Consider the following 25,033-nt stretch of genomic DNA (forward strand, 5'->3'; position numbering starts at 1 on the left):
TTCATCTCTTCCCCTCTTTTGTTATATGCATAAATAAAGCATGATACGTTGCCATTATCCCTTCATTTCCCGTGAAGTCTCTTTCGTATATGCGCAGCATCGCACGAAAGAGTGAGGGACTTTGACAATATGATCCTTCATTGCTATTAGTCGCTCCTACTTTTCGAATAGAATGTAGAAATTCCTTAACTTCTGTAAAACTCTCTATGTAACATGTTTCAGAAACATGCACATCCCCTGTTTCTATCTTGCATATATGAAGCAATTGATCTTTCGAATAAAAACGTTGACCAATCGATGTTTCATTTTTTATATTTCTTTCTTCTTTCGCACGTTGGAACGAAGCATGCAATTCTTGAAATGTTTCATGTCCAAACGTTGAAAAGAGTAATATCCCATCTATAGACAAATGTTGAAATAAATTTCTTAACACTTGTTGTAAATTATTTAACCATTGAAATGTAGCATTTGAAATAATGACATCATATGATTCTTCTAATCGTAATCGCTCAATATCTTCACAGTGAAACGTTACATTTTTTACATTTTGTCTAGTTTGCGCAATTGCAATCATACTTTCAGCAAAATCAACTGCTGTAATATGTGCTTTCGGAAATAACTTTGATAATTGCTCTGTTACATACCCCGTCCCGCACCCCAGTTCTAAAATACGTATTGATGCCGTTTCACTATATCGTTCCTTTAAGATTGAAAGTAATGAATGTGCCATCTTTTTTTGTACATTTGCATATCGATCGTAAGATACGGCTGCCCCATTAAACCGTTTTTGTAGTAACGTTTTGTTGATCATGTCGTATCCCCTCTATAAATTGAATCATCTCATTTGCGCAATATTCAAAATTCGTCACACATAACGCATGCCCTGCATCACTTACTACTTTCAGCTCGCTGCTGCTATTCTCCGTCATACTACGTGCCGCAGACAATGGGCATATTACATCCTGTTCTCCGTGAATAAGTAGTATAGGTACTTTAATTTCTTTTAGTTCTTCTCTCATATCTGTTTCTATTAAATAATCCAAACCTAGTTGTAAAGACTGAATAGAATCACCTTTAAAACGGTTTACAATGTCTTCAAAGTTTTTATTCTCTTTTAGCTCATCTTTCGTAAACATATTTTCATAAAACCGCTTGAGCGTATCTTCTTTCCTTCTCGCCAAATTCCTTTTCAGCCGTTCTACATGCAAAGCATTCCATCCGTTACTGTAGTCGCTCGTATTTGTAAATTTAGCAGTACCACCAATTAATACGATGCCTTTTGCCTGAATCTTTTTATAAGCTTCAACTGCTGCTAACGCTCCTAGTGACCATCCAACTAAAATTACGTTGTCATTATGCGCTACATCTACAATTCGTTCCGCAAATTCACTTCGTTCTTTCACATTACGCCAATCTATGCTTTGAACAGGGTATCCTTTAAAATACGGAAATACTAAATCCCAAATATTCTCTTCCATTCCCCATCCTGGGATAAAAATAATCTTTAGCTCGTTCATACGAAAATCTCCTCTTCTTTCGCAATGTGAATAATTCGGTCAATAGCCCATTTTAAATCATCTATTGTATGTTGCGATGTAACTGCAAAGCGAATTCGAGAGCTATGAACCGGCACAGTTGGCGGACGAATTGCAATAGCCGCAATCCCTGCCTCTTGCAACCTTTTACTAAATCGTAAAGCATGTTCATTTGAACCGACTACAATCGGTACAATATGAGTTGAACTATTCCCAATATCAAAACCAGCATCCCTTAATTTAGTTCTGAAGTATTCTCCGTTTGCTATAAGGTTCTCTCTTCTTTCATTATCTTCTTTTACAATTTCAATTGCTTTTTGCACTGCTCCTAACGTACTTGGTGGTAAAGCTGTAGTAAAAATAAAGCTTCTCATCATATTTTGTAAATACTCTATATAAATTTCATCACCTGTCAAATACGCACCATAACACCCTAAAGCCTTGCTAAACGTCCCCATATGTATATCAATTTTTTGAGCAAGATTTTTTTCTATATGAGATAACCCAGCTCCGCCGATTCCATATATTCCACTCGCATGTGCTTCATCGACTATAATGATTGCCCCGTATTTCTCTTTCAGCTGTACTAAATCTCTCAAATAAGCAGTATCACCATCCATACTAAAAATGGTATCAGTTACGATTAATTTCCGCTTTTCAGGTGACGCTGTTTTCAACAGCTTCTCTAAATGATCCAAATCATTATGACGATACCTTTTATGCTCTGCCCCGCTTAATATGATTCCATCAACAATACTTGCGTGATTTAACTTATCACTAAAAACAATATCGTGCCGAGAGGCTAAAGAAGATATGGCACCTATATTTGCCGTATACCCACTATTTACAATTAAAGCTCTTTCAGTACCTTTCCAGTCACATATGCTTCTCTCAACCTCTTCATATAATGGATGATTTCCTACAACGAGACGAGAGGCAGTCGCTCCAGTTCCACATCTTTTTGTACAGGCAATAGCAGCTTCTTTTAACCTTTCATCTCCAGCTAGCCCTAAATAATTATTTGACGCTAAATTTAACATCCTTTTTTTATCTCGAATAAGCCAAGTCTCTTCTGCCTTCTCTGTTACATATAAATTTCGATACTGCCCTTGCTCATGTAATTGTTGTAATTTAGATTGAAGATGCGCCCGCCACGTTTGATTCATTTTGGATAAACTCCTCTAATTTTGAAATCATAATATGTTCTTTTGCAGATTCCAATACTTCTTCTTTCGTAAACTCACCTTCAAAGAATGGTAATAATCCTAAAACTGGTACCCCGCTCAGCTCTTCAATCATCTCTTTATTTTCTTGCACTCTTTCCATTTCACATTCTTTGCAACCTGATAAAATGACACCCGCTACGGTTAAGCCATGCGCCTTTGCGTAAGCAATCGTTAACACTGTATGATTTACTGTTCCTAATGTAGGACGAGCTACTACAATAAGAGGCAACTGTAATTCTTTTGCAAAATCAATTACTAAAGCATCTTCTGTATATGGGACAGCAAGCCCACCTGCTCCTTCTACAAATAAGCTATTAAACTCTTTTAATAGTTCATTATAGCAATCAGTAATTTCTTTTAACTTTACTACTCTTCCAGCTCTTTTCATGGCAAGTCTCGGAGCAAGTGGTTCTTCAATAGAATAAGGGCAAATTTCATTTTCTTGTGTCGGTACACCTGATAGTACTTTTAACCTTGCCGCATCTCCCTCAGGGTTTGATGCAACATGCCCACTTTGTAACGGTTTATATACCCCTACGTTATATCCTAATTCTCTAAATACACCTGCTATAGCACCTGCAACTACTGTTTTTCCAACTTCAGTATCAGTTGCTGTTATGAAAAAACCACTCATTATTCTCCCTCCGTAACATCTGAGATTGCCTTATATAAAATGCGTAACATATCATCAATCTCTTCAAAAGTAGAAGCAAGTGGTGGCATAAATACAATCGTGTTACCTAGCGGTCGTAAAATCATACCCAGCTCTCTTGAGCGTTTACATACTTGAACACCGACTCTTTCTGTCCAGTCAAACGCTTCTTTCGTTTCCTTATTCTTCACAAGCTCAATACCAACCATTAATCCGCACTGACGAATATCACCTACATGTTTATACGCAAAGAGCTTTTCTAATTGCGCTGTCACATAATCCGTTTTACGTGTCACGTCTTCTATTAAATTTGTTTTTTCATATAGTTCTAGATTCGCGATTGCTACGGCACACCCTAACGGATTACCTGTGTAGCTATGTCCATGGAAAAATGTTTTTTGTTCTTCATATTCTCCTAAGAAGGCATTATATATTTCATCTGTTGTTACCGTAACTGCAATTGGTAAATATCCACCTGTTAAACCTTTCCCAGCAGTTAAAATGTCTGGCGTCACATTTTCATGTTCACAAGCAAACATTTTCCCTGTACGCCCAAATCCAGTCGCTACCTCATCTGTAATAAATAATACATTGTACTTAGTACATAAATCGCGCAGTCCTTTTAAATATCCTTTTGGCATTGTAATCATCCCGCCAGCACCTTGCATTAATGGCTCTACAATGATGGCAGCTACTTCTTCATGCTTTTCTTTCAACAATTCTTCCATTTCTTCTAAATGGCTTTTTACAATTTCCTCCTTATTATTTCCGTAAGGAGAACGATATGTATATGGATACGGCATTTTAATCGCATCAAATAAGAGCGAACTATACACTTGGTGAAACAAGTCTATTGCTCCTACCGAAACAGCTCCAATTGTATCACCGTGATATGCTTCTTTTAATGTAACGAATCTTTGTTTCTTTCGTTTCCCTTTATGCTGCCAATATTGGAAAGCCATCTTAATTGCAATTTCAACAGCGGTAGAACCTGAATCAGAATAGAATACCTTCTTCAATCCATCTGGTACAACCTCAATAATTTTTTCTGCTAATAAAATAGATGGAACGTTAGCAAGTCCTAACATAGTAGAATGAGCAATTTTATTTAATTGCTCACGAATTGCTTCATCTAATTCCGGTACTTGATGTCCGTGAACATTTAACCATATAGATGAAACACCATCCCAATATTCATTACCATTTACATCGTATAGCTTTCTTCCCTCTCCACGTTCAATAATGACAGGATCTTCTTCTAAATAATCTTTCATTTGTGTAAATGGGTGCCATACGTAAGCTTTATTTTTCTCCGCTAATTCTTCATATGTATAAGATGATTTTTCAATCGTTCTACTATTTATTGTCACAATTGTCACCCCTAATGTTAACTTGTTTATAAATATAGTTAACATTAAATCCGAATGACTGTCAATTATTTTAAAATCAAATAGTTCTTAAAAAAGAACAACTTATCATACGATAAGTTGTTCTACTTTCCATGCTGTATCTTTCCAATTTCTAAAATAATTTCTTCATCTTTTTTTCCCCTCTGTATCAATTCCAAGTTGCTTAGCGTGCTCAATTAATAAATCATGACGCTTCTCAAACCTAGCGGTATTCACTTCTTTCGTAACCTCTTCTTTTGTTTTCCCCTCAGTAGAAACTCCTAGTTTTTCTGCTGCTTTTTCCATTGATTTCTTCTCTTCTATTTCTTTTACTTTCTTCACTTCTGACTGTTGTATTTGCTTTTGTTTCAACTGCTCTGATTCAGCCGCAAAAGCTGTGTAAATTCCAGCACTTCCTCCAATAACTAATAAAGTGGTAAAAAGAATTATTTTTTTCTTCACTCTTTCCTCCCCCTTTCAAATTCATTATAACGTACATTTTTACAGCGTTAAAAACAATTCTCCTTTATTTCCCTAAAAAAATAGTTAATATTTTTATTGACATGTAAGATGAAAATATGATAAAAATTTAACTAACATCATATGAATCGGCGTTGATAGGATTTAGTAGTATTTCGATTTCTGATTTCAGAGAGCTGGTGGTCGGTGCGAACCAGTACAGAGCGAATTATGAATTACCCCCTGGAGCTTCTTTTACGAAACGTGAGGAGTAGTGAAAGACGGTTATAGACCGTTATGTCTAAAGAGTGGTGAAACGACACTGTTTCACAATTTAGGGTGGTACCGCGAATTTTTCGTCCCTGCATATATTGCAGGGGCGTTTTTTATTTTATAAGTGCATATCATATGACCCTTTATTTTGTGACGCATTCATTTCACAAGCTAGGGTGGTACCGCGATTTCTTCGTCCCTGCATAATTATATGCAGGGACGTTTTTTTATCCAATCATTTCCGTATCATATAGAAGGACTAACAATTACCGGTAATTTGCCACAAAATTCTAAATTTTAGAAGGAAATATACAATATTGGCGAATTTTATATAAAAAAGAGCTATTTTACATTACTTAGGAGGGGAAAACAATGGTTTCAAAAATTGAGTCTGTTCTTTTAACAATTTTTATCTTTTTCTGTATTGGTTTTAGTGTTATTCAATTAGAAGTTTCACCACACATCCCAATTTTATTTGGTATCGTTCTTTTATTAGCATTTGGATTCCTGAAGAGAATCTCTTGGTCTACTATGGAGAAAGGGATGATTAGTAGTATTTCAGCTGGTATTCCATCTATATTTATTTTCTTACTTGTAGGCGTATTAATTAGCGTTTGGATCGCAGCTGGAACTATTCCGACTTTAATGGTATACGGCTTCCAGCTTGTATCTCCAAAAATTTTCGTTCCAACTGTTTTTGTTGTTTGTGCAATTGTTGGAACGAGTATCGGTAGTGCTTTTACAACTGCTGCAACTGTAGGACTTGCTTTTATGGGAATGGGTACTGCCCTTGGATACGATCCAGCTCTTATTGCTGGTGCAATTATTTCTGGTGCATTCTTCGGAGATAAAATGTCTCCTTTATCTGATACAACAAACTTAGCGCCTGCTGTAACAGGTGTAGATTTATTTGAACATATTCGTAACATGCTTTGGACAACAGTGCCAGCTTTCATTATTGCATTTATCGCATTTTTCATTTTAGGAAGCGGATCTGGTGGAAACGTTGATTTCTCAGCATTTATTAATACACTAGAAAAAAATGCAACGATTTCTATCGTTACACTTATTCCTATTTTATTACTGTTCCTATTCGCATTTAAAAAGGTACCCGCAGTTCCAACATTACTTGCAGGAATTGTGGTAGGAATTATTATTCTCTTTATTTTTAAACCTAGCACTTCTTTAGCTGATTTAATGAAAATTATGCAAGACGGTTACGTTTCTAAAACTGGTATCAAAGATATTGATAGCTTATTATCTCGCGGTGGCCTGCAAAGTATGATGATGTCAATTGCTCTTATTTTCCTAGCTCTTTGTATGGGAGGATTATTACAAGGAATGGGCATTATAGCGCAGCTGATGAATATTATCTCTAGCTTCGTAAAAACTAGTACACGCTTAATTATTTCTACTGCTTCAACTGCAATTGGTGTAAACTTCTTACTTGGTGAGCAGTACTTATCCATCGTTTTAACAGGACAAGCATTTGCTAATAAATACGATGAAGTCGGTTTAGAACGTCGTAATTTATCACGAGTATTAGAAGATGCTGGTACAGTAATTAATCCACTCGTACCATGGGGTGTCAGTGGCGTATTCTTAACAAACGTTCTTAGCGTTCCAACATTCGATTACCTGCCATACGCAATCTTCTGTTTAGCATGTCCAGTCGTAACCATTATCGTCGGCTTTACTGGATTCGGTCTTTCATGGAAAAAAGAAAAAGCAGTACCAGTTTCATAATATAACAAAAAGGATTACCAAATCGGTAATCCTTTTTATATTTCTCGACTATCTATTCGCTTTCTTTCTTCTAAATAACATAAGTAATCCCGCTCCAACAAACGCAAGACCAGCTCCAATTGTAGAAGCAATACTTGCACCTGTTTTCGGTAAATCACGTTCATCTTTGTTCTCACTTACAGTTGTTGTTTCTTTTGCGTTTTGATTATCTGTTGTAGTTTGTCCAGATCCAGCATTATTTCCTTCACCTGTTGGTGGTGTTGTTGGGTTTCCTCCATTATTTCCTTCACCTGTTTGTGGTGTTGTTGGATTTCCTCCATTATTTCCTTCACCCGTTGGTGGTGTTGTTGGATTTCCTCCATTATTTCCTTCACCTGTTGGCGGTGTTGTTGGATTTCCTTCACCAGTTTCTTTATCATCATTTTTCTTCGTTATATCAATTGCATATTTCGCAAATTCATTTTCAGATGGTCCAACATATGAAATCTTTCCATCTTTCTTTATATACTTTTGTGCATTTGGTGAAGAATCAAATGTTGTATTTAATTTATCTGCAACAATCGGTTTAAATGTCCAATTTTGATCAGCTGCTGGATCAATATCTTTTATTTTTTGCATATACTTCACAATGATTTGACGTGTTTCATCTTGTGATTGGTATACAACTTCCCCTTTACTTACACCTGGGAACGTTTGGCTACTTCCACGATAGTTATTTGTAGCGACGATAAACTCTTGCTTGTCAGCTACTAGCTTACCTTCATATGTCATATTTACAATACGATTAGCATTTGCATTTACAACTTTTCCATCTTTATCGTATTTCGCCGGTTGTGTTACATCAATTTCGTATTTTAAGCCATCTAAAATATCGAAGTTATATGTAGGATAGCCTATATTTACTAACGGCTGTTCTTCTGTTTTCTTTGGATCAATTTGATTAAACTGACCTGCAGACATTTCAAGCCATTCTTTCACTTGTGCCCCATTTACTTTTACAGCATATAACGTATTTGGATACACGTATAAATCTGCAACGTTTTTAATTGCTAACGTTCCAGCTGGAATATCAGTATAATATGTCGCACCGTTTCGGCCACCTGCTTTAAATGGTGCTCCTGCAGATAAAACTGGAATATCTTTAATCTTTTCGTATTCTGGTTTTTTAAGTTCTTGTTCTACATACCATTTTTGCGCATTTGTCACAATTTGTACGGAAGGATCATCTTGTACTAATGAAAAATAACTATTAATTGGTGCTTTCGTTTCACCTACATGTGTATTTACATATTCGATTGTCTTTTCATGTTCATCTTTAATTTCATTAACTAATTTTTGATCAGATTCTACTAATGGATTACCTTTACTATCAGCAATCGGACGAAGTTGCGGCTTAGACTGATCTTTTTGCACTTCCCATTTTCCGTTTACCTTTTTCAATTGCATATCAATAATACCTAAGTTACTACCAAAAACACCCGGCATTACAACTGGAACACCATTAAATACATCCTTCACTTCAGTATGTGAATGTCCCATTAATACTGCATTTACGCCAGGAACTTCTGTCGCTAAATAAAACGATGAATTTTCCATTCCTTCGTTGTATCCACTCTTATCAACACCTGAATGCGCTAGTGCAACTATAATATCCGCACCTTGCGCCTTCATTTCCGGAACTAATTTTTTCGCTGTTTGCACAATATCTTTTGCTTTTACTTGTCCTTCTAAATTCGCTTTATCCCAATTCATAATTTGTGGTGGAACAAATCCCATTACACCAATTTTCACTATTTGTTTTTGGCCTGCTTCATCCACTACTTCTTTCTCTAAAATATGATATGGTTTAAAATAATTTTCATCGTTCGCTTCATTATTATCATGATCATCTTTATAAACATTCGAGTTAATAACCGGGAATTCCGTTTTACTAATTACTTTGTTTAAATAGTCTAAGCCGTAGTTAAATTCATGATTCCCAAGAGAGATGACGTCATACTTCATTAAATTCATTACACGATATAATGGATGTGTATAACTAGGATCCACAGGATTCTTCGGATCTTTTATTTTATTTGCTACATAATCTCCAAGCGGTGTCCCTTGTAATGCATCTCCATCATCAAATAGGACAGAGTTTTTCGCTTCTTCACGTGCTTTATTAACGAGTGTTGCAGTTTGCACGAGACCTACTTTATTATCTGTTTTCGTTTGATAATAATCGTAATTCATTAAGTTAACGTGAATATCTGATGTTTCTAGAATTCGTAAGTTAACTGTACTCTCCCCAGTGTTCTCATCTGCATGAGCTGTTGTTGGCATTACTTGCGGTGCTATAACACCAATCGCAAGAGTTGCTCCAGCTAGCATTTTTTTTGACTTTTTCACAAAAAATCCCCCTTATACAATTACCAGAAATAATGAAATGAATCCCTATCTGTCTCTAACCACATACCTTTTTTCTTCTATTAGAGACACAATTTTCATTTCACCCTGCGCTAACGAGTAGTCTCCTTAAACGCCCGATTGATGAAGACTATTAATTAATAGGAAATAAAGCTCCCACTCATTAAAGTTTCACCTTATCTGACATTATCATATATAAAGTTCTTTCCTATCGTCAATATTTTTTGACAAACTTCAACAAATTTTCTGTAAAGTTATTATAAACTTTTCATAAACATATAATATGCCCTTACATTGCTAATACTGCTGAATATGATACAATTACCAATTACAAGGAGGATGAATTTATGAAAAAAGTCATCTTAACAATTGTTTGTCTCCTCCTTCTGATCATTTCTTATTCTTATTTTGAAAAGAACGACGAGACAAAACAAAATGAATCTGAAGAAAAAACAGAAAAAACATCTGCCCCAAATTGGATTGATAAGCAAACAAACGAATCTTTTTATCATCTTGTATTAGGTGATTCACTCGCTAAAGGATATGGATCGACACAAGGTGGATTTGCTGAATTAGCTTCTAAGCAAATAGAAGCACAAATTCATAAACCAATTACAGTAGAAAACCTTGGGGTAAACGGTCTTACAACAGATCGTCTCGCTAAAAAAGTTCAATCAGAAGATGTAAAGGAAAAAATTAGAGCAGCAAATATAATTACAATTAATATTGGAGGAAATAATTTATTTCGTTTAAATCGTGATGTCGGTGTTATAGATGGTATAAAAATGTTAAATAAAGAAAAAGCCCATTTTGAAGCGGATATAAAAAGTATTGTAAAGACAGTTCGAGATCAAAATCCGGACGCTTTACTCATTCTCTCAGAACTCTATAACCCGTTACAACTCGATGACTCCATCGCAAGTTATGCAGATATGTTTTTAGATGGCTGGAATGAATCTGTTTATTCCATTTCCAAAGCAAATCAACCATCTATCGTTTTACCAATTCGCAAATTAATATCGAATGATAAAAAAGAGTTATTATTTGACCAAGTACACCCAAATGATAACGGCTATGCAATTATTGCCAACACATTTACAAAGCAAGTGTTATCCTACAAATATTAAAGCGACCATGAAACAATTCTATTTTTATAACATGTCTTTTTTGTTACAATGATAGTGGAAGGGGGCCTTTATATGGAATCACGCGAGTGGGAACGTATTGTTGATCATCTTCTTTCGCTAGTGCCTCTTTTTTATCGCAAATTTATGCTTCCTGGAGAATTTTCTTCTCAAAGACATATGCCGCCATCACATACACAAGTATTACTGCTTTTGCATGAAAACGGCACATTAGCAGTTTCCGAAATCGGCAAGCGGCTAGCGATTTCACGGCCTAACATGACACCTCTATTAAACAAACTTATTCAAGAAGAACTAATAGAGCGTCATTATAGCGAAAAAGATCGACGGGTCATTTTAATTTCTCTAACAGCTGAAGGGAAATTATTAGTAAATCAGTATCAGCAATTCATTTTAGACAAACTAAAAGAAAATTTCCAAACATTATCTGAGGAAGAGCGCGAAAAGCTCATTCATTCTCTTCAAACCATTCAAAATTTAATTTTGAAAACAAACGTATAAAGCTGCTTCTAAATAGAAGCAGCTTTATGATTCGTAATAATTACCATAGTATACATTGGAATATGGCCATGTTGTTAAATATGGTTTTTTTTCCTGTGTAGGCTGTTGTGTTGGTAATTGTGGTATTTGTGATAATTGCTGTAATTGTTGTTGCCGATATAATTCGTATTGTCTACTCGTATCATAAACCGGATAATAATTTACATATGGATATACTTGAGGCACGTAATAATAATACATTATCCTCTCCTCCTTTTTCTTAAACATATTCAAAGGAGAAAATGAATGTGACATTGTTTATAATTGTACAAGTGGTTCTCTTACTCGTTTCTTCCTTTTCTTCAAACGTAACTTACGGTTCTTTTCGTATAAATAATGCACAACGAAATATGAAATGAGACCAAACACAACTCCTAAAATCGTCATTCCAATTAATACATACACTTCACTTTGTAATAAGCTCTTTAATATCGTAAAAATGTGACTTGAAAACAAGTCCGATATCGTAAATGGTTCATGATGAATTTTCTGTACATGAAATGGATAAATCATTTTTCCTAGCGCATACGCAAGCGGAAATAAAAATACTGGGAGAAACGATATTTTCCCAATAATATTGCCAATAACTGCCGCAGGAAAAGATCCCTTTGCTAACCTGACGATTGGATAAAATATTACATATACGAGCGATGCCGTATAAATGACTAACATTTCTAAGCCGAATCCTATAGCAAACCCTAACGATACTTTCTTTGCGCCTTCTGGCGATCGAAGCAACTTATAATATTGAAACTTTAATATTCTCCACATCCGCTGGAAAAACGAATATGTTTTCTTAGTTGTTTTCACCCTCATCATCTCTTTAACTATATTTTTATATGTAGTATGTCCTTACACACTCTGAAAAACAAATTTAGTTTTCTCTTTTATTATAAATGATATCGAAATGGTTAACTAAATATACATATGACATTTTAATATAAAAAAACCTCCCTTTTAGGAAGGCTCTTCTACATTTTTAAATAAACTCACTAATAACGCTTTTTGAGCATGCAATCGATTACCAGCTTGCTCAAAGACGATAGAATGTGGTCCATCTATAATTTCTCCTGTTACTTCTTCTTCACGATGGGCAGGTAAACAGTGTAAGAAACGATATGTTTGCTTCGCATGCTTAGCAAGTTCGTTATTGATTTGGTATGGCTGAAATAAAGTACATTTCTCTTCTTCGCCCTCTTGCCCCATGCTCATCCAAACGTCAGTATAAATGAAATCAGCTTCATTCACCGCTAATTCAGGATCATGCAAAACTTCAATTTCAGCTCCTGTTTCCTTGGCAATCGCTAACGCTTTTTTTACAATCTCTTCATTCGGTTCATATCCTACAGGCGTTGCAACAGTCATATGCATTCCGACTTTTGCACTCGCTAGCAACAATGAATGACATACATTATTTCCGTCACCTACGTAAGCCAATTTTATTCCTTTAAATGTATTTGTTTCTTCATATATCGTCATGAGGTCTGCCAATGCTTGACAAGGATGATGATCATCCGTTAAACCGTTAATAACAGGAATACTTGATTCTTTTGCAAGCTCTTCTACATCCGCGTGGGAGAATGTACGTATCATGATCCCGTCAATATACTGCGATAATACTTTCGCAGTATCTGAAACGGTTTCTCCTCTCCCCATTTGCATCTCTTTCCCACTTAAAAACATACCATGTCCCCCGAGCTGTACCATTCCCGCTTCAAAAGATACGCGAGTACGAGTTGAATGCTTATCAAAAATAAGCCCTAATATTTTGCCTTGTAATAAAGGCTCTTGCTTATTCTTTTTTAAATATATAGCGAACTCAATTATAGAAATAATTTCTTCTTTCGTTAATTCTTCTAGTGTTAAAAGATCTTTCGTATTTAATTTCGGTACTTGTACAGTTGACATGAAACTTCCCCCTTATATGATTGATACGTTTTTTGTACAAACTACTTTTTTTATTATATATACTGCCTGTTCTAACTCTTCATTCGTGACAATGAGTGGCGGTAATAGTCTTATAACATTAGGGCCTGCTTGTAATACGAGAAGTCCTTCGTTTTCTAGTTGTTCTATAAAACTTGCAACTTCATGCTTACACTCAATCCCAATCATAAGCCCCTTACCACGTATATTTTGAATACATTCGACATGCTGTAATTCCTCTTGCAACTTCTCTAATACGTACTCGCCTTTTTCTTGTACTTCTTTTAAAAACGATGGTTTTTTACTCACTTGCAATACTTCTTTCGCTGCAGCCATCGCGATGTAATTCCCGCCAAAAGTTGAACCGTGTGATCCTGCAGTAAACGACGTTCCGAGCTCTTTCCCGCCAATCATCGCTCCGACAGGAATCCCATTCCCAAGTGCCTTTGCAACGGTAACGATATCAGGCTCTATTCCCACTTGTTCATAAGCAAATAGTGTTCCAGTTCTTCCTATCCCCGTTTGTACTTCGTCTATAATAAATAAGGAACCAAACTTATTACATAATGTTTCAATCTCTTTCAAAAAAGATAGATCAGCAGGTATTACTCCTCCCTCTCCTTGAACTACTTCTACCATTACCGCCGCAACTTCTTCATTCATTACTTCCTCTAATGCTTTAATATCGTTAAAAGGGATATGTAAAAAAGATGGAAGTAATGGACCAAATCCTTCTTTTACCTTATCTTGGCCTGTTGCACTCATCGTTCCAAATGTTCTACCGTGAAAAGACTGCTGGCATGTTACGACGAGAGATTTTCCAGTATGCTTACGTGCTAACTTTAAAGCCGCTTCATTTGCCTCTGCCCCACTATTACAGAAAAACACATAATCTAATGCTCTATTTTCTGTTAATAATGACGCAACTTCTTCTTGTAAGCTGTTTGTAAACAGGTTAGATATATGCCATATATCATCAAGTTGCTCTTGTACACCTTTGAGAACAGTAGGGTGACAATGTCCTAAATTACATACGCCAATTCCTGATGTGAAATCTAAATATTCCTTACCGTTATTATCAATAACTTTCGTTCCAGTTCCCTTTACAAACTCAATAGTTCTTCTGCCATACGTTTGAAAAAGATGACTCGTCATGCAATACTCACCCCTTTCGTTACCGTCGTTCCAATACACTCTCCCGTAACCTCAGTAAAATCTTTTGTACCATTCACAATACTTATCTTTTGCACTCCCATTTTTAATGATGCTAGTGCCGCCTGTACTTTCGGAATCATCCCACCTGTAATAACACCTGTTTCTATAAAAGTAGCAATTTCAGATTCATCCGTTTCCTTTACCAAATTCCCTTCATGTAATATTCCATCTACATCCGTAATAAAAATCAGCTCTTTTGCCCCTAACGCGGCCGCAATCCCAGCTGCAGCATTGTCCGCATTTATGTTATAAATTTCATTACCATTTACCCCGATTGGAGCAATAACAGGAATATACCCCATATTTATTAATCCTTTTAATAAGGCTGTTTCTACATAACTTACTTCTCCCACATATCCTATCTCCTCGCTGACAGGTTGAACTTGAAGTAAATTGCCGTCACACCCTGAACAACCTACAGCAAGTAAATTATGCTTTTGTAAATTCATTACGAATTTTTTATTCGTACTTCCGCATAGCACCATTTGAACAACATCCATAACTTCTTTTGGTGTTATCCGTAATCCATCTCTTTTTTCTACGTTGATGTTACAATCTTTTAATTTGGCATCAATTTCTGGTCCACCACCATGAACAATCACTACTTTATACTTCTGTTGCAATTTCTTTATACATTCAAAAAACACATCATTTAATTGATTCAACATACTACCGCCGCATTTCACTACAATATAATCGCTCATCTTCTCTCTCCTTATGTACGATAACAAGCATTTATTTTCACATATTCATAGCTTAAGTCACAGCCCCAAGCTGATCCTGTCTCTTCACCTAAGTGTAAGTACACATTAATGACTATTTCATCTTCTTGTAATCTCTCTTTCATTTCTTCTTCAGAAAATATTTGAGGCTCACTATTTTTTAATACCGATATAGATTGAAGAGTAATGTCAATTGTGTTCGGATTAATAACTACTTCACTTTGTCCAATACTGCTAATAATTCGCCCCCAGTTTGGGTCTTCACCATGTATTGCTGTTTTCACAAGACTCGAACCGACTATTTGCTTTGCAATTTTTTTTGCCTCTTCATTCGTTTGAGCTCCTAGCACATTTACTTCTATTAACTTCGTAGCGCCTTCACCATCTTGCGCAATTTTTTTTGCTAAATCTTCACATACCTTCTGTAAAGTACATACGAAAGTTTCCCAATCTGTATGTTCCATATTTATCGGGCTTGTTTCTGATAATCCACTTGCCATAACGATGACCATATCATTCGTAGAAGTATCTCCATCTACCGTAATTTGATTAAATGTATGATTCGTAATTTGGGATAATGCTGTTTGCAATACGTCACGCTCTATATGAGCATCTGTCGTAATAAAACTAAGCATCGTTGCCATATTCGGATGAATCATCCCTGAACCTTTTGCAACACCCGCAATCGCCACTTTCTTCCCATCAATAATCATTTCATAGCAAGTTTCTTTCGTGATAAGATCCGTCGTTAAAATTGCTTCAGAAAAAGAATATGCTTCACTTTCTTCCTTCGTCGGTATAAGAGTTGCAATCCCCTTTCGGATTATATCCATCGGCAGCGGAACACCAATTACACCTGTTGAAGCTACTGCAACGTAATTTTCTTTCACTCCAAAATGTTCCGCCCCTAACGCGCGCATCTCGTATGCGTCTTGTAATCCTTGCATTCCAGTACAAGCATTTGCATTTCCACTATTAACGATAATTGCTTGTAACTTCCCTTCTGCCGTTATACTATCCTTCGTTACTTGCAAAGGGGCTGCTTGTATTTGATTCATTGTATACACAGCGGCACATGATGCTGGTACGTCACAAACGATTGCCCCTAAATCCTTTTTCTCCTTTTTCAGACCATTTACAGTACCAATTGCCGAAAAGCCTTTCGGCTTTACAATTGAACCATTTTCTAATTTTGTAATAGACGCTACTTTAATCATCATGTCCCCCTTATAGATAAAGCGGCATATGTTGTAAACCTGTTGTCTCTTCTAGTCCCGCTATTATGTTTGCATTTTGAATCGCTTGCCCAGCCGCGCCTTTCATCATATTGTCTATAACAGAAACGACCGTAACTCTTTCAGTTCTTTCATCGTAAGCTATGCCAATATCACAATAATTTGAGCCTCTCACTTCTTTTGGACTTGGAAATTTCCCTTGCGTACAAATTCGGATGAAAGGCGATTGTTCATACGTTTCTTCATACAATTTTTGAAGTTGCTTTATTTCCATCTTTTGTTTTACTTTTGCATAAAGTGTAATCATAATTCCTCGTGATATCGGTATTAAATGTGTGCTAAATGTAATTGGCTGTGATTCACTATTCCATTCTGTAAGCATTTGCTCAATCTCTGGAACGTGCTGATGCTGGTTTACTTTATAGATATGTAAATTATCGTATAGCTCAGGAAAATGAGTCATTGTTGTTGGTGTTTTTCCTGCTCCTGATACCCCTGATTTCGCATCAATAATAATCGAATCTTCTTCAATCATGCTACTACGTATTAACGGCGCTATCGCTAGCAATGTGGCTGTAGCAAAACATCCTGGGTTTGCAATTAAATTTGCCTTTTGAATCCCAGTCCTTTTCCATTCACTTAACCCATACACTGCTTTTCTAAGAATTTCTTCTTTCGCTGCTGGCCTTTTATACCACAGTTCATATGACGAAGGATCTATCATACGAAAGTCTCCAGATAGGTCAATTACTTTTAAACCTTCTGCTAATAACTTGGGAGTTAACTCCGCCGATACTCCTGCTGGGGTTGCTAGAAATACGATTTCTGCTTCTTTTCCTATCGTCTCCACATCAATTTCTTGTAACGTATGAAAAAGGACATTTCGAAGATGCGGATATACATTTGTTATACACTCACCAACTTGTGAAAAAGAATGGAGAGATGCTATCGAAAAATATGGATGTTGTTCTAATAAACGAATTAACTCAATGCCCCCATATCCAGTGGCTCCAATAATTGCGACTTTCATAAGTTCCTCCTCATATCGATTCTTTAAATTAAGTATGATTATAATATTGTATATTTATAGAGTCAATTAAATATTTATAAATTTTTAAATCTAAAAAAACTTAATTTTATTAGAAAAATAATATACTCAACCGAATTTTTATACAAAAATAGTGCATAGTAGTTTTTTTATTTCACTTCAAGTACAATAAAACAATACATACGTACATACAGGCGGGGAAAAATATGAACGAAAAATTAATTGAGAAAATGATTATAAAAAGTTTTCAACAATATCAATGCAGTCCAATATCAAAAGAAGATCAGGAAATGCTAGTGAAACATATTCAAACGGTGACTCATTCAAATATTGAAATTGATTTATACGAGGAAATTGAGGATATTGTTTATGATTATGTAACTGGAAAACAATAAAAAATAGGAGATTTCCATATGGAAATCTCCTATTTTTTACTTAATGATTTACCTGCTACACGTTCAAATAAACCTGGGAATAAAGCATAAAGTTTCGGGCCAATTCCCATCCACTTCGGTAAGTTTACTTCACGTTTTTTCGTGTGCATCGACTTTACGATTTGTTCTGCTACGTATGTTGGTTTTAACATGTAACGTCCCATATTCTTTACATATGTACCAGATTGATCCGCTATTTCAAAAAAGTTTGTATCTATCGGACCTGGATTAATTGCTGTAACATAAATATCTGTATTCGCTAATTCCATGCGTAAACTATTCGTAAATCCTAATACGGCATGTTTCGTTGCTGCATAAGCACTCGATTTCGGAGTTGCAATTTTTCCAGCAAGTGAAGCAATATTAATAATATGCCCTTCATTCTTGTTTACCATATAAGGTAGTACCGCTTTCGTACATGCTACTAATCCAAATACATTTACTTGGAACATATCTTTTACTTCACCCATTGACGCATCTTCAAACGTTTTAAAAATACCAAATCCCGCATTGTTTACTAATATATCAATACGTCCCACTTCTTGTAATACCTTTGAAAAAACAGACTGTACTTCCATCTCTTCACTTACATCTAATACATAATAATAGCAAGGCGTATTATAAGTTTCTTTAATTTTGTCTACTAACGCTTGTAGTTTCTCTTCTGTTCGAGCCATTAATACTGGAGTCGCTCCCTGTGCTGCAACTTGCATTGCAACTTGCTCACCAATCCCACTAGAAGCACCTGTAATGACGATTACTTTATTTTGTAAACGTCCTGTCATTGCTGTCACCTACTTTGCATAATAAATCAATTGTTGCGATGACTCATCAATCATCACTTGTTGATTATATGCTAAATAGTCCAATTGTCCAACCGTTTCTGAAATAGTAAGTGGTAATTGTTCTTTATATAATACCGGAAATAGTTTTACACATACTTCAAATGCTGTCATTGGTTTTTCCTTTAATAACTCAAGTACTTTAAAAGCACGTGTTTCTTGCTTTTGTAATCTCGTTTCAATAAGTTGTTTCACATTTAGAACATCTTCCCCATGCCCTGATAAAATGCGTGAAATATTCATTTCGCTTAAACGCTGTAATGTTTGATTATATTGTAGTAATGGGCGTGCCCGTTCTGTTTGCCCTTCATATGGTGGTTCTAGTATTGGATTCGAAGAAATATGACTAATGAGAGCATCTCCACCAATTAATATTCCATCAGATTCTCTATATAAAGAAATATGAGTAGAAGCATGACCTGGTGTTTCAAGCACTGTAAATCCAGGCAAAGAATTAATACGATCTCCTTCTCTCACAGTATGCGTTAACGATCTATTACAAGAATATTTAAGTGTCCTCGTCGTCAATAACGACTCGTCTTTCAAAAATGCTACTGGCACACCAAACTGTAAGGCCGTCTCTCTAAAAAATTCATGATACCGCTTTAAAAACTCTGGATTTTGTGTGATCCAAGGCTCATTCCAAGGATGTCCAATAATATTCGTCTTCTCAGAAAATATATTTAAAAGTCCACAATGATCTGCATGATGATGCGTAATGACTACTGTTTCAATATCTTCTATCGTATGTCCTAATGTACCTAATTGACTTTCTAACGCATTTCTTGCCTCTTCTGTATTCGTCCCTGTATCAATTAATGTTAATGTCTCCCCCTCAACTAAAAACACATTCACAGTTTCCACTGCAAATGGTACAGGAATCTCCATTCGGTGAATCGCCGTCATGCTTAGCCCCCCTGTCTCTTTCCGGTTCAAAAATGAATACTTCTTCAGTTTACAACTTCTATATATATTTGTCATTATTTTCAGATAAAAAGAGGTGTTTCCTATAAAAAAACGAATGTATGTACATTTATAAGAATTTCTAACCAAAATTAAAGGAGGAACATCATGTCTATTCAAAACATTTCCTTTCTCGGTGCAGGCTCTATTGCTGAAGCTATTATTGGTGGCTTGTTACATGCAAATGTTGTTAAAGGTGAACAAATTACTGTAAGTAATCGTTCTAACGAGACAAGATTACAAGAGCTACATAAAAAATACGGTGTCAAAGGTACTCATAATAAAAAAGAATTACTTACTGATGCAAATATTCTTTTTCTAGCAATGAAACCAAAGGATGTTGCAGAGGCGCTTATCCCTTTTAAAGAATACATAAATAATAACGTGCTTATTATTTCATTACTAGCAGGTGTTTCTACTCACTCAATTAGAAAACTACTTCAAAAAGACGTTCCAATTATTCGTGCAATGCCAAATACATCCGCAGCCATTTTAAAATCAGCTACCGCTATCTCCCCTTCGAAACATGCAACAGCGGAACATATTCGCACTGCAACATCTTTATTTGAAACGATTGGTCTCGTCTCTGTTGTAGAGGAAGAAGATATGCATGCTGTCACTGCATTATCCGGAAGTGGACCTGCTTATATTTATTACGTAGTGGAAGCTATGGAAGAAGCTGCAAAAAAAATTGGTTTAAAAGAAGATGTTGCAAAATCACTTATTCTTCAAACGATGATTGGTGCTGCTGAAATGCTAAAAGCAAGTGACAAACACCCTTCTATTTTGCGAAAGGAAATTACTTCTCCTGGCGGAACTACCGAAGCAGGTATTGAAGTATTACAAGAACATAAATTTCAACAAGCACTTATTTCTTGTATTACACAGGCAACGGAACGATCACATAATCTTGGAAAAACATTAGAACAACTAACAAAAGAAAAATAAAAAAAGGAGCTCAAGTTTATTTGAGCTCCTTTTTCTATAATTACACTTAGTTATTGTTCTTCCCAAAAATCTCTTCTTGCAGGCGACGACCAGTCGGCGTTGCTGCAAGTCCACCTTCCGCTGTTTCACGAAGTGCTACTGGCATCGTTTGTCCGATTCTAAACATTGCCTCAATTACTTCATCACATGGAATTGTACTCGTTACACCAGCTAATGCTAAATCTGCTGAAATCATCGCATTTGCAGCTCCTGCTGCATTACGTTTTACACAAGGTACTTCTACAAGTCCTGCAACAGGATCACACACTAAACCAAGCATGTTCTTTAATGAAATTGCCATCGCTGTAGCTGCTTGATCTTGTGTTCCACCAGCCATCTCAACTGCAGCTGCAGCCGCCATTCCACTTGCTGAACCAACTTCAGCTTGGCATCCTCCTGCAGCACCAGAAATACAAGCATTATTCGCAACAACCATACCGAAAGCTCCTGCTGTAAATAAGAATTCAATCATTTCTTCACGTGTAGGCTGCAATTTTTCTCTTAGCGCAAATAGTACACCTGGCACTGTTCCAGCAGACCCTGCTGTTGGTGTTGCACAAATAATTCCCATCGCTGCGTTTACTTCATTTGTTGCAACAGCTTTGCTTACTGCATCCAAAATCGTATCTCCAGATAAGCCTTTTCCACTCTTCATATACGCTTGAACTTTTACAGCATCTCCACCAGTTAAACCAGTTGGTGATTTCACGCCGCGAATACCACGTTCTACTGCTTGTTCCATCACGACTAAGTTCTTTTCCATACCAGCAATTACTTCTTCACGTGAAATACTTCTTGTTTCCATTTCACATTGAATCATAATTTCTGCGATTTTTACATTTTGTTCTTTAGCTTGCGCCACTAGTTCCGCTGCGTTCCGAAACATGGTGTGTCCCCCCTGCAATTAATCCATAATAGTTACTTGACAAATATTTTGTTGCGCTTTTATTTCTTCAATCACTTCATCTGCTAATAATTCATCTGTTTCAATAACCATAAGCGCTCTTCTTCCTTTTTCTTTACGAGAAACACTCATTGTACTAATGTTAATCTCGTTTGTAGCAAGGATTGAAGCTACTGCTGCAATAGCACCAAAGCGATCGTTATTTACAATAAGTAGTGCTGGACTTGTGCCTGATAATTGAAGATCGAATCCGTTTAATTCTACAACTTCAATTTTACCGCCACCAATTGAGCAAGCAACAACTTCAATTTCTTCTTCACCTTTATACAAACGAATTTTCGCTGTATTTGGGTGAGGTGCATTGGCATCTTCTTCAATGAATTCCACTTCAATTCCGCGCTCTTTTGCTATTTCTAGCGCCTCTGGAATACGTAAGTCATCTGTTTCAAATCCTAATATTCCACCGATTAGTGCTACATCCGTACCATGCCCTCGATACGTCTTTGCAAATGATCCATATAACGAAATGCTTACTCTTTCTGGTTCATGACGAAACAGCTGGCGAGCAACTTGCCCCATTCTTGCCGCGCCTGCTGTATGTGAACTTGATGGTCCAATCATAACTGGACCGATAATATCAAATACTGAGCGATACTTCATCATAACTCCCCCTAAACCTCTATGCAAAAATTTATTCTACTATTCTATTAACCTGCTACATCTGTCGCTTTTCCAGTTGTACCACGAATTTGTTCTGCTGTATGAATTGGATAATTTTTAAATAAAAGTAATCCAATATAACCTGAAATAATACCAGTTATAATAATACATAAGAATCTTAGCATTATTTTCATTAAAAAATGATATAAGATAATCCACAATAAAGTCTGGTAGCAATCCAAAGTTTAACACAGAAGCCATTGCAAGGATAGCATAAACAAGCGATATCTTTCCTATTATAATTCTCATGTTACTCTCTCATGGTTTAGTCAACTTCACTTGTTACGATAATAACTAAAAAGCATGTGACTTATCATAAATTATAATCTGCCCTCATTATAGCTTGTTTTTTATAAAACGCTTACTTTTGTTGAATTTTAAAAGTTCTGAATAAAAGTCCATTCCTGCTATTTGTATCACTTGTATGTCATCTGACTTATATAACAGTTTTTCTAAATAATCATTATTTCGTATTTTTATCGTATATATTCAAACCATTCTAATTTTCTGTATCATCCAAGTATAAGTATAAAATAATAACAGTTTTATTTTTAAATTTTTTTAGACATAAAAAAATGGTAACCCATCGTTACCATTTTTTACAAAATTATTATTTTTCTACTGGGAATGATTTCAAATCTGTCGCTATTTCTGTATTAGCAAACAACTCTCTTGCCTCTTTCAATAATTCCTTATATGTATCTCCTTGATAGCGAGAACTAATGTGAGTTAAGATTAATCGCTTCGCATTTGCCTGAAGTGCAATGCTCGCAGCTTGCTTAGATGTGGAATGAAAATAATCATGCGCTTGTTGCTCATCTTCTGCTGCGAAAGTCGCTTCATGGACAAGTACATCTGCATCTTGCGCAAGCTCCCTACTCGCTTCGCAATATCGCGTATCACCTAAGATAGTAATAATTCTTCCTTTTTGAGGTGGGCCGATAAACTCATTTCCATTTAATATCGTGCCATCCTCTAATTCAACTACTTCTCCATCCTTTAAACGTTTAAAGATTGGACCTGGTTTCACACCCATCTCAAGCAACTTATTAACTAAAAGAGCACCTTGTATATCTTTCTCTACAATACGATATCCAAAACATTCTATACCGTGTGACAATCTTTTCGTTTCTACATAAAATTCATTATCTTCAAATACGGTACCTTCTTCTGTTATCTCCACAACTTCAAGTGGATATTTCACATGTGTCGTACTTACCGATAATGCCACTTCAATAAATTGTTTAATTCCTTTCGGTCCATACACCGTTAAAGGCGTAGTTCCTCCTTGAAATGAACGGCTACCTAATAAACCAGGCAATCCAAAAATATGATCGCCATGTAAATGCGTAATAAATATTTTTTCAATGCGGCGCGGACGTACAGATGTATGTAATATTTGATGTTGCGTGGCCTCGCCACAATCAAATAACCAAGTTTGTCCTCGTTCTTCTAACAATTGTAAAGCAATTGCTGAAACGTTCCTTCCTTTTGAAGGAACACCTGCACCAGTTCCTAAAAATACAAATTCCACTTTCTTTCCTCCAGCTCTAAATATACTCTATCTCTCATCTTACGGAATGTTATTTCAAATGGCAAATTGAATTTACATAACCAATCATCTAGACAACTATATAGCACGAACGTTATACTCAAAAAATTTAGCGATCGTTCGTGTTTTGTGTTAAAATGATTATACTACATTTTAAGGGAGCGTTTTATTATGAAAGAAGTATTTCGTTTACAAACTGATTTTTCATCTTCATTTGATCGCTGGGTAAGTTCTTTCGTGTCTGATCACCCAGCACAATTAGAATGGACAACTTTAAAGGAATTAATCCATGAATATACAACATCACATACAAATGATACGTTACCAGCATATATTTCTTCAGCTTTAACATATTACGCCCAACGCGTTTCAACTACAAACAGTTCAGAGATTGTTATTTTTGAAAACCCTACAATCTCGTAATCTATAATAAAAAAGCACTGGTTACAGTGCTTTTTTATTTATACTTATTTAGCAAATGATTATATTCCGTCCAAAAGTCTGTATACATACTTTGATCAAACTCATCTAAAATTATCTTTTCATTTGATTTATTGAATAATTCTTTTGCTTGTAGTGCAAAAGAAAGAATTTGTTTTCTATATTCATTTTCATTTACTTCTATATGAAGCCCTTCATAGTATATAGCCTTTTGATCAGTAGAAATAACTTTGACAAAATCCTTTAAAACCACATTTTCACCTATATGGTTTATAGTCCAATGAATTGAAATTGGGCATCCTAACATGAGCATAGTGCCACATCCATGCAAAATAAGCCCCTCTTCATTTTCAATATCACAAATATATTCTTTATCTAAAGTTCGTAACAGAGCTAAAGCTGATTCACTTATTCCCCATTCCTCATCCATACCTGTTTGTGTAATAATCGTTCCATCCACATTTAAATAAATTTCCCCGTGAGAACATAAATCTTCCTGCTCATTAAACAACCACTTTTGATTCTCAATATTTATAATAAAATTTTGTGGTACCATTACAAATTCCCCTTTTATAAAAATATTTATTTTCCACATTATTTATAATTAATATCATGTATTTCATCCCATATATCTATTATAAATCCATTTAATATTTTAAAAACACAGATAAAAA

26 protein-coding genes, 1 pseudogene and 1 other annotated feature are annotated in these 25,033 nt (G+C 35.6%); of the genes and pseudogenes, 6 read left to right on the forward strand and 21 right to left on the reverse strand.

The features are described from left to right. Position 1: 1 nt before the first annotated feature. The 6 genes and pseudogenes from bioC to AC1Q51_RS07870 form a co-directional block, all read right to left on the reverse strand. Positions 2–811 (reverse strand): malonyl-ACP O-methyltransferase BioC, encoded by an 810-nt coding sequence (gene bioC, locus AC1Q51_RS07845; protein WP_000608912.1) that lies wholly within the window; start codon positions 809–811, stop codon positions 2–4. Beyond that, positions 777–1,517 carry an alpha/beta fold hydrolase gene (locus AC1Q51_RS07850; RefSeq protein ID WP_144476773.1) on the reverse strand — a complete coding sequence of 247 codons (741 nt, stop codon included), beginning with the start codon at positions 1,515–1,517 and terminating at the stop codon, positions 777–779. Before AC1Q51_RS07850 ends, bioC begins: the two co-directional genes overlap by 35 nt. Next, positions 1,514–2,701: an 8-amino-7-oxononanoate synthase gene (gene bioF / locus AC1Q51_RS07855; RefSeq protein ID WP_001077298.1), complete on the reverse strand. Its 1,188-nt coding sequence runs from the start codon at positions 2,699–2,701 to the stop codon at positions 1,514–1,516. Before bioF ends, AC1Q51_RS07850 begins: the two co-directional genes overlap by 4 nt. Next, positions 2,667–3,395: a dethiobiotin synthase gene (gene bioD / locus AC1Q51_RS07860; protein ID WP_097924731.1), complete on the reverse strand. Its 729-nt coding sequence runs from the start codon at positions 3,393–3,395 to the stop codon at positions 2,667–2,669. The genes bioF and bioD overlap by 35 nt, the downstream gene beginning before the upstream one ends. Beyond that, entirely contained in the window at positions 3,395–4,828 is a 1,434-nt protein-coding gene (gene bioA / locus AC1Q51_RS07865) for an adenosylmethionine--8-amino-7-oxononanoate transaminase (RefSeq protein ID WP_139213261.1), read from the reverse strand. The genes bioD and bioA overlap by 1 nt, the downstream gene beginning before the upstream one ends. Before the next feature lie 77 nt (positions 4,829–4,905). Then, positions 4,906–5,263 (reverse strand): annotated as a pseudogene (locus AC1Q51_RS07870) (hypothetical protein). Positions 5,264–5,406: 143 nt separating this feature from the next. Then, positions 5,407–5,627, forward strand: a binding site (T-box leader). Between the two features lie 278 nt (positions 5,628–5,905). Between AC1Q51_RS07870 and nhaC the strand changes: the two are divergent. Beyond that, complete coding sequence (nhaC, locus tag AC1Q51_RS07875) at positions 5,906–7,279, forward strand: Na+/H+ antiporter NhaC (protein WP_000253737.1); 1,374 nt, start codon at positions 5,906–5,908, stop codon at positions 7,277–7,279. A 48-nt stretch (positions 7,280–7,327) separates the two neighbouring features. Here the strand turns inward: nhaC and cpdB are convergent, their stop codons facing one another. Then, a complete protein-coding gene (gene cpdB, locus AC1Q51_RS07880) occupies positions 7,328–9,667 on the reverse strand; it encodes a bifunctional 2',3'-cyclic-nucleotide 2'-phosphodiesterase/3'-nucleotidase (protein WP_492331460.1) in 2,340 nt (779 codons plus the stop codon). A gap of 365 nt (positions 9,668–10,032) precedes the next feature. Here cpdB and AC1Q51_RS07885 point away from each other — a divergent pair, with 365 nt between their 5' ends. Together AC1Q51_RS07885 and AC1Q51_RS07890 are read left to right on the forward strand one after the other, a co-directional pair. Beyond that, a complete protein-coding gene (locus AC1Q51_RS07885; RefSeq protein WP_000755850.1) occupies positions 10,033–10,812 on the forward strand; it encodes a GDSL-type esterase/lipase family protein in 780 nt (259 codons plus the stop codon). Between the two features lie 72 nt (positions 10,813–10,884). Continuing rightward, complete coding sequence (locus AC1Q51_RS07890) at positions 10,885–11,331, forward strand: MarR family winged helix-turn-helix transcriptional regulator (protein ID WP_000445819.1); 447 nt, start codon at positions 10,885–10,887, stop codon at positions 11,329–11,331. A gap of 24 nt (positions 11,332–11,355) precedes the next feature. Here AC1Q51_RS07890 and AC1Q51_RS07895 read toward each other — a convergent pair whose 3' ends face one another. The 7 genes from AC1Q51_RS07895 to argC form a co-directional block, all read right to left on the reverse strand. Further along, positions 11,356–11,571, reverse strand: coding sequence for a hypothetical protein (locus AC1Q51_RS07895; RefSeq protein WP_000291957.1), 216 nt, complete (start codon positions 11,569–11,571; stop codon positions 11,356–11,358). Positions 11,572–11,628: 57 nt separating this feature from the next. Next, positions 11,629–12,189: a DUF2062 domain-containing protein gene (locus AC1Q51_RS07900; protein ID WP_002005691.1), complete on the reverse strand. Its 561-nt coding sequence runs from the start codon at positions 12,187–12,189 to the stop codon at positions 11,629–11,631. A gap of 138 nt (positions 12,190–12,327) precedes the next feature. Then, positions 12,328–13,278, reverse strand: coding sequence for an ornithine carbamoyltransferase (argF, locus tag AC1Q51_RS07905; RefSeq protein WP_097924736.1), 951 nt, complete (start codon positions 13,276–13,278; stop codon positions 12,328–12,330). A gap of 12 nt (positions 13,279–13,290) precedes the next feature. Continuing rightward, positions 13,291–14,451 carry an acetylornithine transaminase gene (gene argD, locus AC1Q51_RS07910; RefSeq protein WP_000200552.1) on the reverse strand — a complete coding sequence of 387 codons (1,161 nt, stop codon included), beginning with the start codon at positions 14,449–14,451 and terminating at the stop codon, positions 13,291–13,293. Further along, on the reverse strand, positions 14,448–15,215 hold the full coding sequence (gene argB, locus AC1Q51_RS07915; protein WP_001286796.1) for an acetylglutamate kinase: 768 nt from the start codon (positions 15,213–15,215) through the stop codon (positions 14,448–14,450). Before argB ends, argD begins: the two co-directional genes overlap by 4 nt. An 11-nt stretch (positions 15,216–15,226) precedes the next feature. Further along, positions 15,227–16,450 (reverse strand): bifunctional glutamate N-acetyltransferase/amino-acid acetyltransferase ArgJ, encoded by a 1,224-nt coding sequence (argJ, locus tag AC1Q51_RS07920; RefSeq protein ID WP_157812383.1) that lies wholly within the window; start codon positions 16,448–16,450, stop codon positions 15,227–15,229. 10 nt (positions 16,451–16,460) lie between these two features. Then, positions 16,461–17,498, reverse strand: a complete 1,038-nt coding sequence (argC, locus tag AC1Q51_RS07925) for an N-acetyl-gamma-glutamyl-phosphate reductase (protein ID WP_098235771.1) — start codon at positions 17,496–17,498, stop codon at positions 16,461–16,463. A gap of 224 nt (positions 17,499–17,722) precedes the next feature. On the opposite strand from argC, the gene AC1Q51_RS07930 reads away from it, so the two are divergent. Beyond that, on the forward strand, positions 17,723–17,911 hold the full coding sequence (locus tag AC1Q51_RS07930) for a YqzH family protein (RefSeq protein WP_001003222.1): 189 nt from the start codon (positions 17,723–17,725) through the stop codon (positions 17,909–17,911). A gap of 29 nt (positions 17,912–17,940) precedes the next feature. Here the strand turns inward: AC1Q51_RS07930 and AC1Q51_RS07935 are convergent, their stop codons facing one another. Together AC1Q51_RS07935 and AC1Q51_RS07940 are read right to left on the reverse strand one after the other, a co-directional pair. Beyond that, positions 17,941–18,735 (reverse strand): SDR family NAD(P)-dependent oxidoreductase, encoded by a 795-nt coding sequence (locus tag AC1Q51_RS07935; RefSeq protein ID WP_000147794.1) that lies wholly within the window; start codon positions 18,733–18,735, stop codon positions 17,941–17,943. A 9-nt stretch (positions 18,736–18,744) separates the two neighbouring features. Beyond that, entirely contained in the window at positions 18,745–19,698 is a 954-nt protein-coding gene (locus tag AC1Q51_RS07940; RefSeq protein WP_000125135.1) for an MBL fold metallo-hydrolase, read from the reverse strand. 165 nt (positions 19,699–19,863) lie between these two features. Between AC1Q51_RS07940 and proI the strand changes: the two genes are divergently transcribed. Then, positions 19,864–20,703, forward strand: a complete 840-nt coding sequence (gene proI, locus AC1Q51_RS07945) for a pyrroline-5-carboxylate reductase ProI (protein WP_053563686.1) — start codon at positions 19,864–19,866, stop codon at positions 20,701–20,703. Positions 20,704–20,749: 46 nt separating this feature from the next. On the opposite strand, the gene sdaAA is transcribed toward proI, so the two are convergent. The 4 genes from sdaAA to rnz all read right to left on the reverse strand — a co-directional run bounded on the left by sdaAA (position 20,750) and on the right by rnz (position 23,900). Next, positions 20,750–21,628, reverse strand: coding sequence for an L-serine ammonia-lyase, iron-sulfur-dependent, subunit alpha (gene sdaAA / locus AC1Q51_RS07950; RefSeq protein WP_000489461.1), 879 nt, complete (start codon positions 21,626–21,628; stop codon positions 20,750–20,752). Between the two features lie 18 nt (positions 21,629–21,646). Continuing rightward, the gene (gene sdaAB / locus AC1Q51_RS07955; RefSeq protein WP_000877449.1) at positions 21,647–22,306 is read right to left on the reverse strand and encodes an L-serine ammonia-lyase, iron-sulfur-dependent subunit beta; all 660 of its coding nucleotides are present in this window, start codon (positions 22,304–22,306) and stop codon (positions 21,647–21,649) included. 47 nt (positions 22,307–22,353) lie between these two features. Beyond that, positions 22,354–22,500: a hypothetical protein gene (locus tag AC1Q51_RS07960; RefSeq protein WP_000699983.1), complete on the reverse strand. Its 147-nt coding sequence runs from the start codon at positions 22,498–22,500 to the stop codon at positions 22,354–22,356. 476 nt (positions 22,501–22,976) lie between these two features. Beyond that, positions 22,977–23,900, reverse strand: coding sequence for a ribonuclease Z (gene rnz, locus AC1Q51_RS07965; protein WP_090977105.1), 924 nt, complete (start codon positions 23,898–23,900; stop codon positions 22,977–22,979). 189 nt (positions 23,901–24,089) lie between these two features. On the opposite strand from rnz, the gene AC1Q51_RS07970 reads away from it, so the two are divergent. Beyond that, positions 24,090–24,341, forward strand: a complete 252-nt coding sequence (locus AC1Q51_RS07970; protein WP_000665709.1) for a DUF3932 family protein — start codon at positions 24,090–24,092, stop codon at positions 24,339–24,341. A 34-nt stretch (positions 24,342–24,375) separates the two neighbouring features. Here the strand turns inward: AC1Q51_RS07970 and AC1Q51_RS07975 are convergent, their stop codons facing one another. Further along, the gene (locus tag AC1Q51_RS07975) at positions 24,376–24,915 is read right to left on the reverse strand and encodes a hypothetical protein (protein ID WP_090977103.1); all 540 of its coding nucleotides are present in this window, start codon (positions 24,913–24,915) and stop codon (positions 24,376–24,378) included. Positions 24,916–25,033 lie beyond the last annotated feature (118 nt).

The sequence above is a fragment of the Bacillus sp. MT94 genome (assembly GCF_058792475.1).

Coding starts and splice junctions, on each gene's coding strand:
- bioC (WP_000608912.1), bottom strand. CDS start 811: ATGATCAACAAAACGTTACTACAAAAACGGTTTAATGGGGCAGCCGTA.
- AC1Q51_RS07850 (WP_144476773.1), bottom strand. CDS start 1,517: ATGAACGAGCTAAAGATTATTTTTATCCCAGGATGGGGAATGGAAGAG.
- bioF (WP_001077298.1), bottom strand. CDS start 2,701: ATGAATCAAACGTGGCGGGCGCATCTTCAATCTAAATTACAACAATTA.
- bioD (WP_097924731.1), bottom strand. CDS start 3,395: ATGAGTGGTTTTTTCATAACAGCAACTGATACTGAAGTTGGAAAAACA.
- bioA (WP_139213261.1), bottom strand. CDS start 4,828: ATGTTAACTATATTTATAAACAAGTTAACATTAGGGGTGACAATTGTG.
- nhaC (WP_000253737.1), top strand. CDS start 5,906: ATGGTTTCAAAAATTGAGTCTGTTCTTTTAACAATTTTTATCTTTTTC.
- AC1Q51_RS07885 (WP_000755850.1), top strand. CDS start 10,033: ATGAAAAAAGTCATCTTAACAATTGTTTGTCTCCTCCTTCTGATCATT.
- AC1Q51_RS07890 (WP_000445819.1), top strand. CDS start 10,885: ATGGAATCACGCGAGTGGGAACGTATTGTTGATCATCTTCTTTCGCTA.
- AC1Q51_RS07895 (WP_000291957.1), bottom strand. CDS start 11,571: ATGTATTATTATTACGTGCCTCAAGTATATCCATATGTAAATTATTAT.
- AC1Q51_RS07900 (WP_002005691.1), bottom strand. CDS start 12,189: ATGATGAGGGTGAAAACAACTAAGAAAACATATTCGTTTTTCCAGCGG.
- argF (WP_097924736.1), bottom strand. CDS start 13,278: ATGTCAACTGTACAAGTACCGAAATTAAATACGAAAGATCTTTTAACA.
- argD (WP_000200552.1), bottom strand. CDS start 14,451: ATGACGAGTCATCTTTTTCAAACGTATGGCAGAAGAACTATTGAGTTT.
- argB (WP_001286796.1), bottom strand. CDS start 15,215: ATGAGCGATTATATTGTAGTGAAATGCGGCGGTAGTATGTTGAATCAA.
- argJ (WP_157812383.1), bottom strand. CDS start 16,450: ATGATTAAAGTAGCGTCTATTACAAAATTAGAAAATGGTTCAATTGTA.
- argC (WP_098235771.1), bottom strand. CDS start 17,498: ATGAAAGTCGCAATTATTGGAGCCACTGGATATGGGGGCATTGAGTTA.
- AC1Q51_RS07930 (WP_001003222.1), top strand. CDS start 17,723: ATGAACGAAAAATTAATTGAGAAAATGATTATAAAAAGTTTTCAACAA.
- AC1Q51_RS07935 (WP_000147794.1), bottom strand. CDS start 18,735: ATGACAGGACGTTTACAAAATAAAGTAATCGTCATTACAGGTGCTTCT.
- AC1Q51_RS07940 (WP_000125135.1), bottom strand. CDS start 19,698: ATGACGGCGATTCACCGAATGGAGATTCCTGTACCATTTGCAGTGGAA.
- proI (WP_053563686.1), top strand. CDS start 19,864: ATGTCTATTCAAAACATTTCCTTTCTCGGTGCAGGCTCTATTGCTGAA.
- sdaAA (WP_000489461.1), bottom strand. CDS start 21,628: ATGTTTCGGAACGCAGCGGAACTAGTGGCGCAAGCTAAAGAACAAAAT.
- sdaAB (WP_000877449.1), bottom strand. CDS start 22,306: ATGAAGTATCGCTCAGTATTTGATATTATCGGTCCAGTTATGATTGGA.
- AC1Q51_RS07960 (WP_000699983.1), bottom strand. CDS start 22,500: ATGAAAATAATGCTAAGATTCTTATGTATTATTATAACTGGTATTATT.
- AC1Q51_RS07970 (WP_000665709.1), top strand. CDS start 24,090: ATGAAAGAAGTATTTCGTTTACAAACTGATTTTTCATCTTCATTTGAT.
- AC1Q51_RS07975 (WP_090977103.1), bottom strand. CDS start 24,915: ATGGTACCACAAAATTTTATTATAAATATTGAGAATCAAAAGTGGTTG.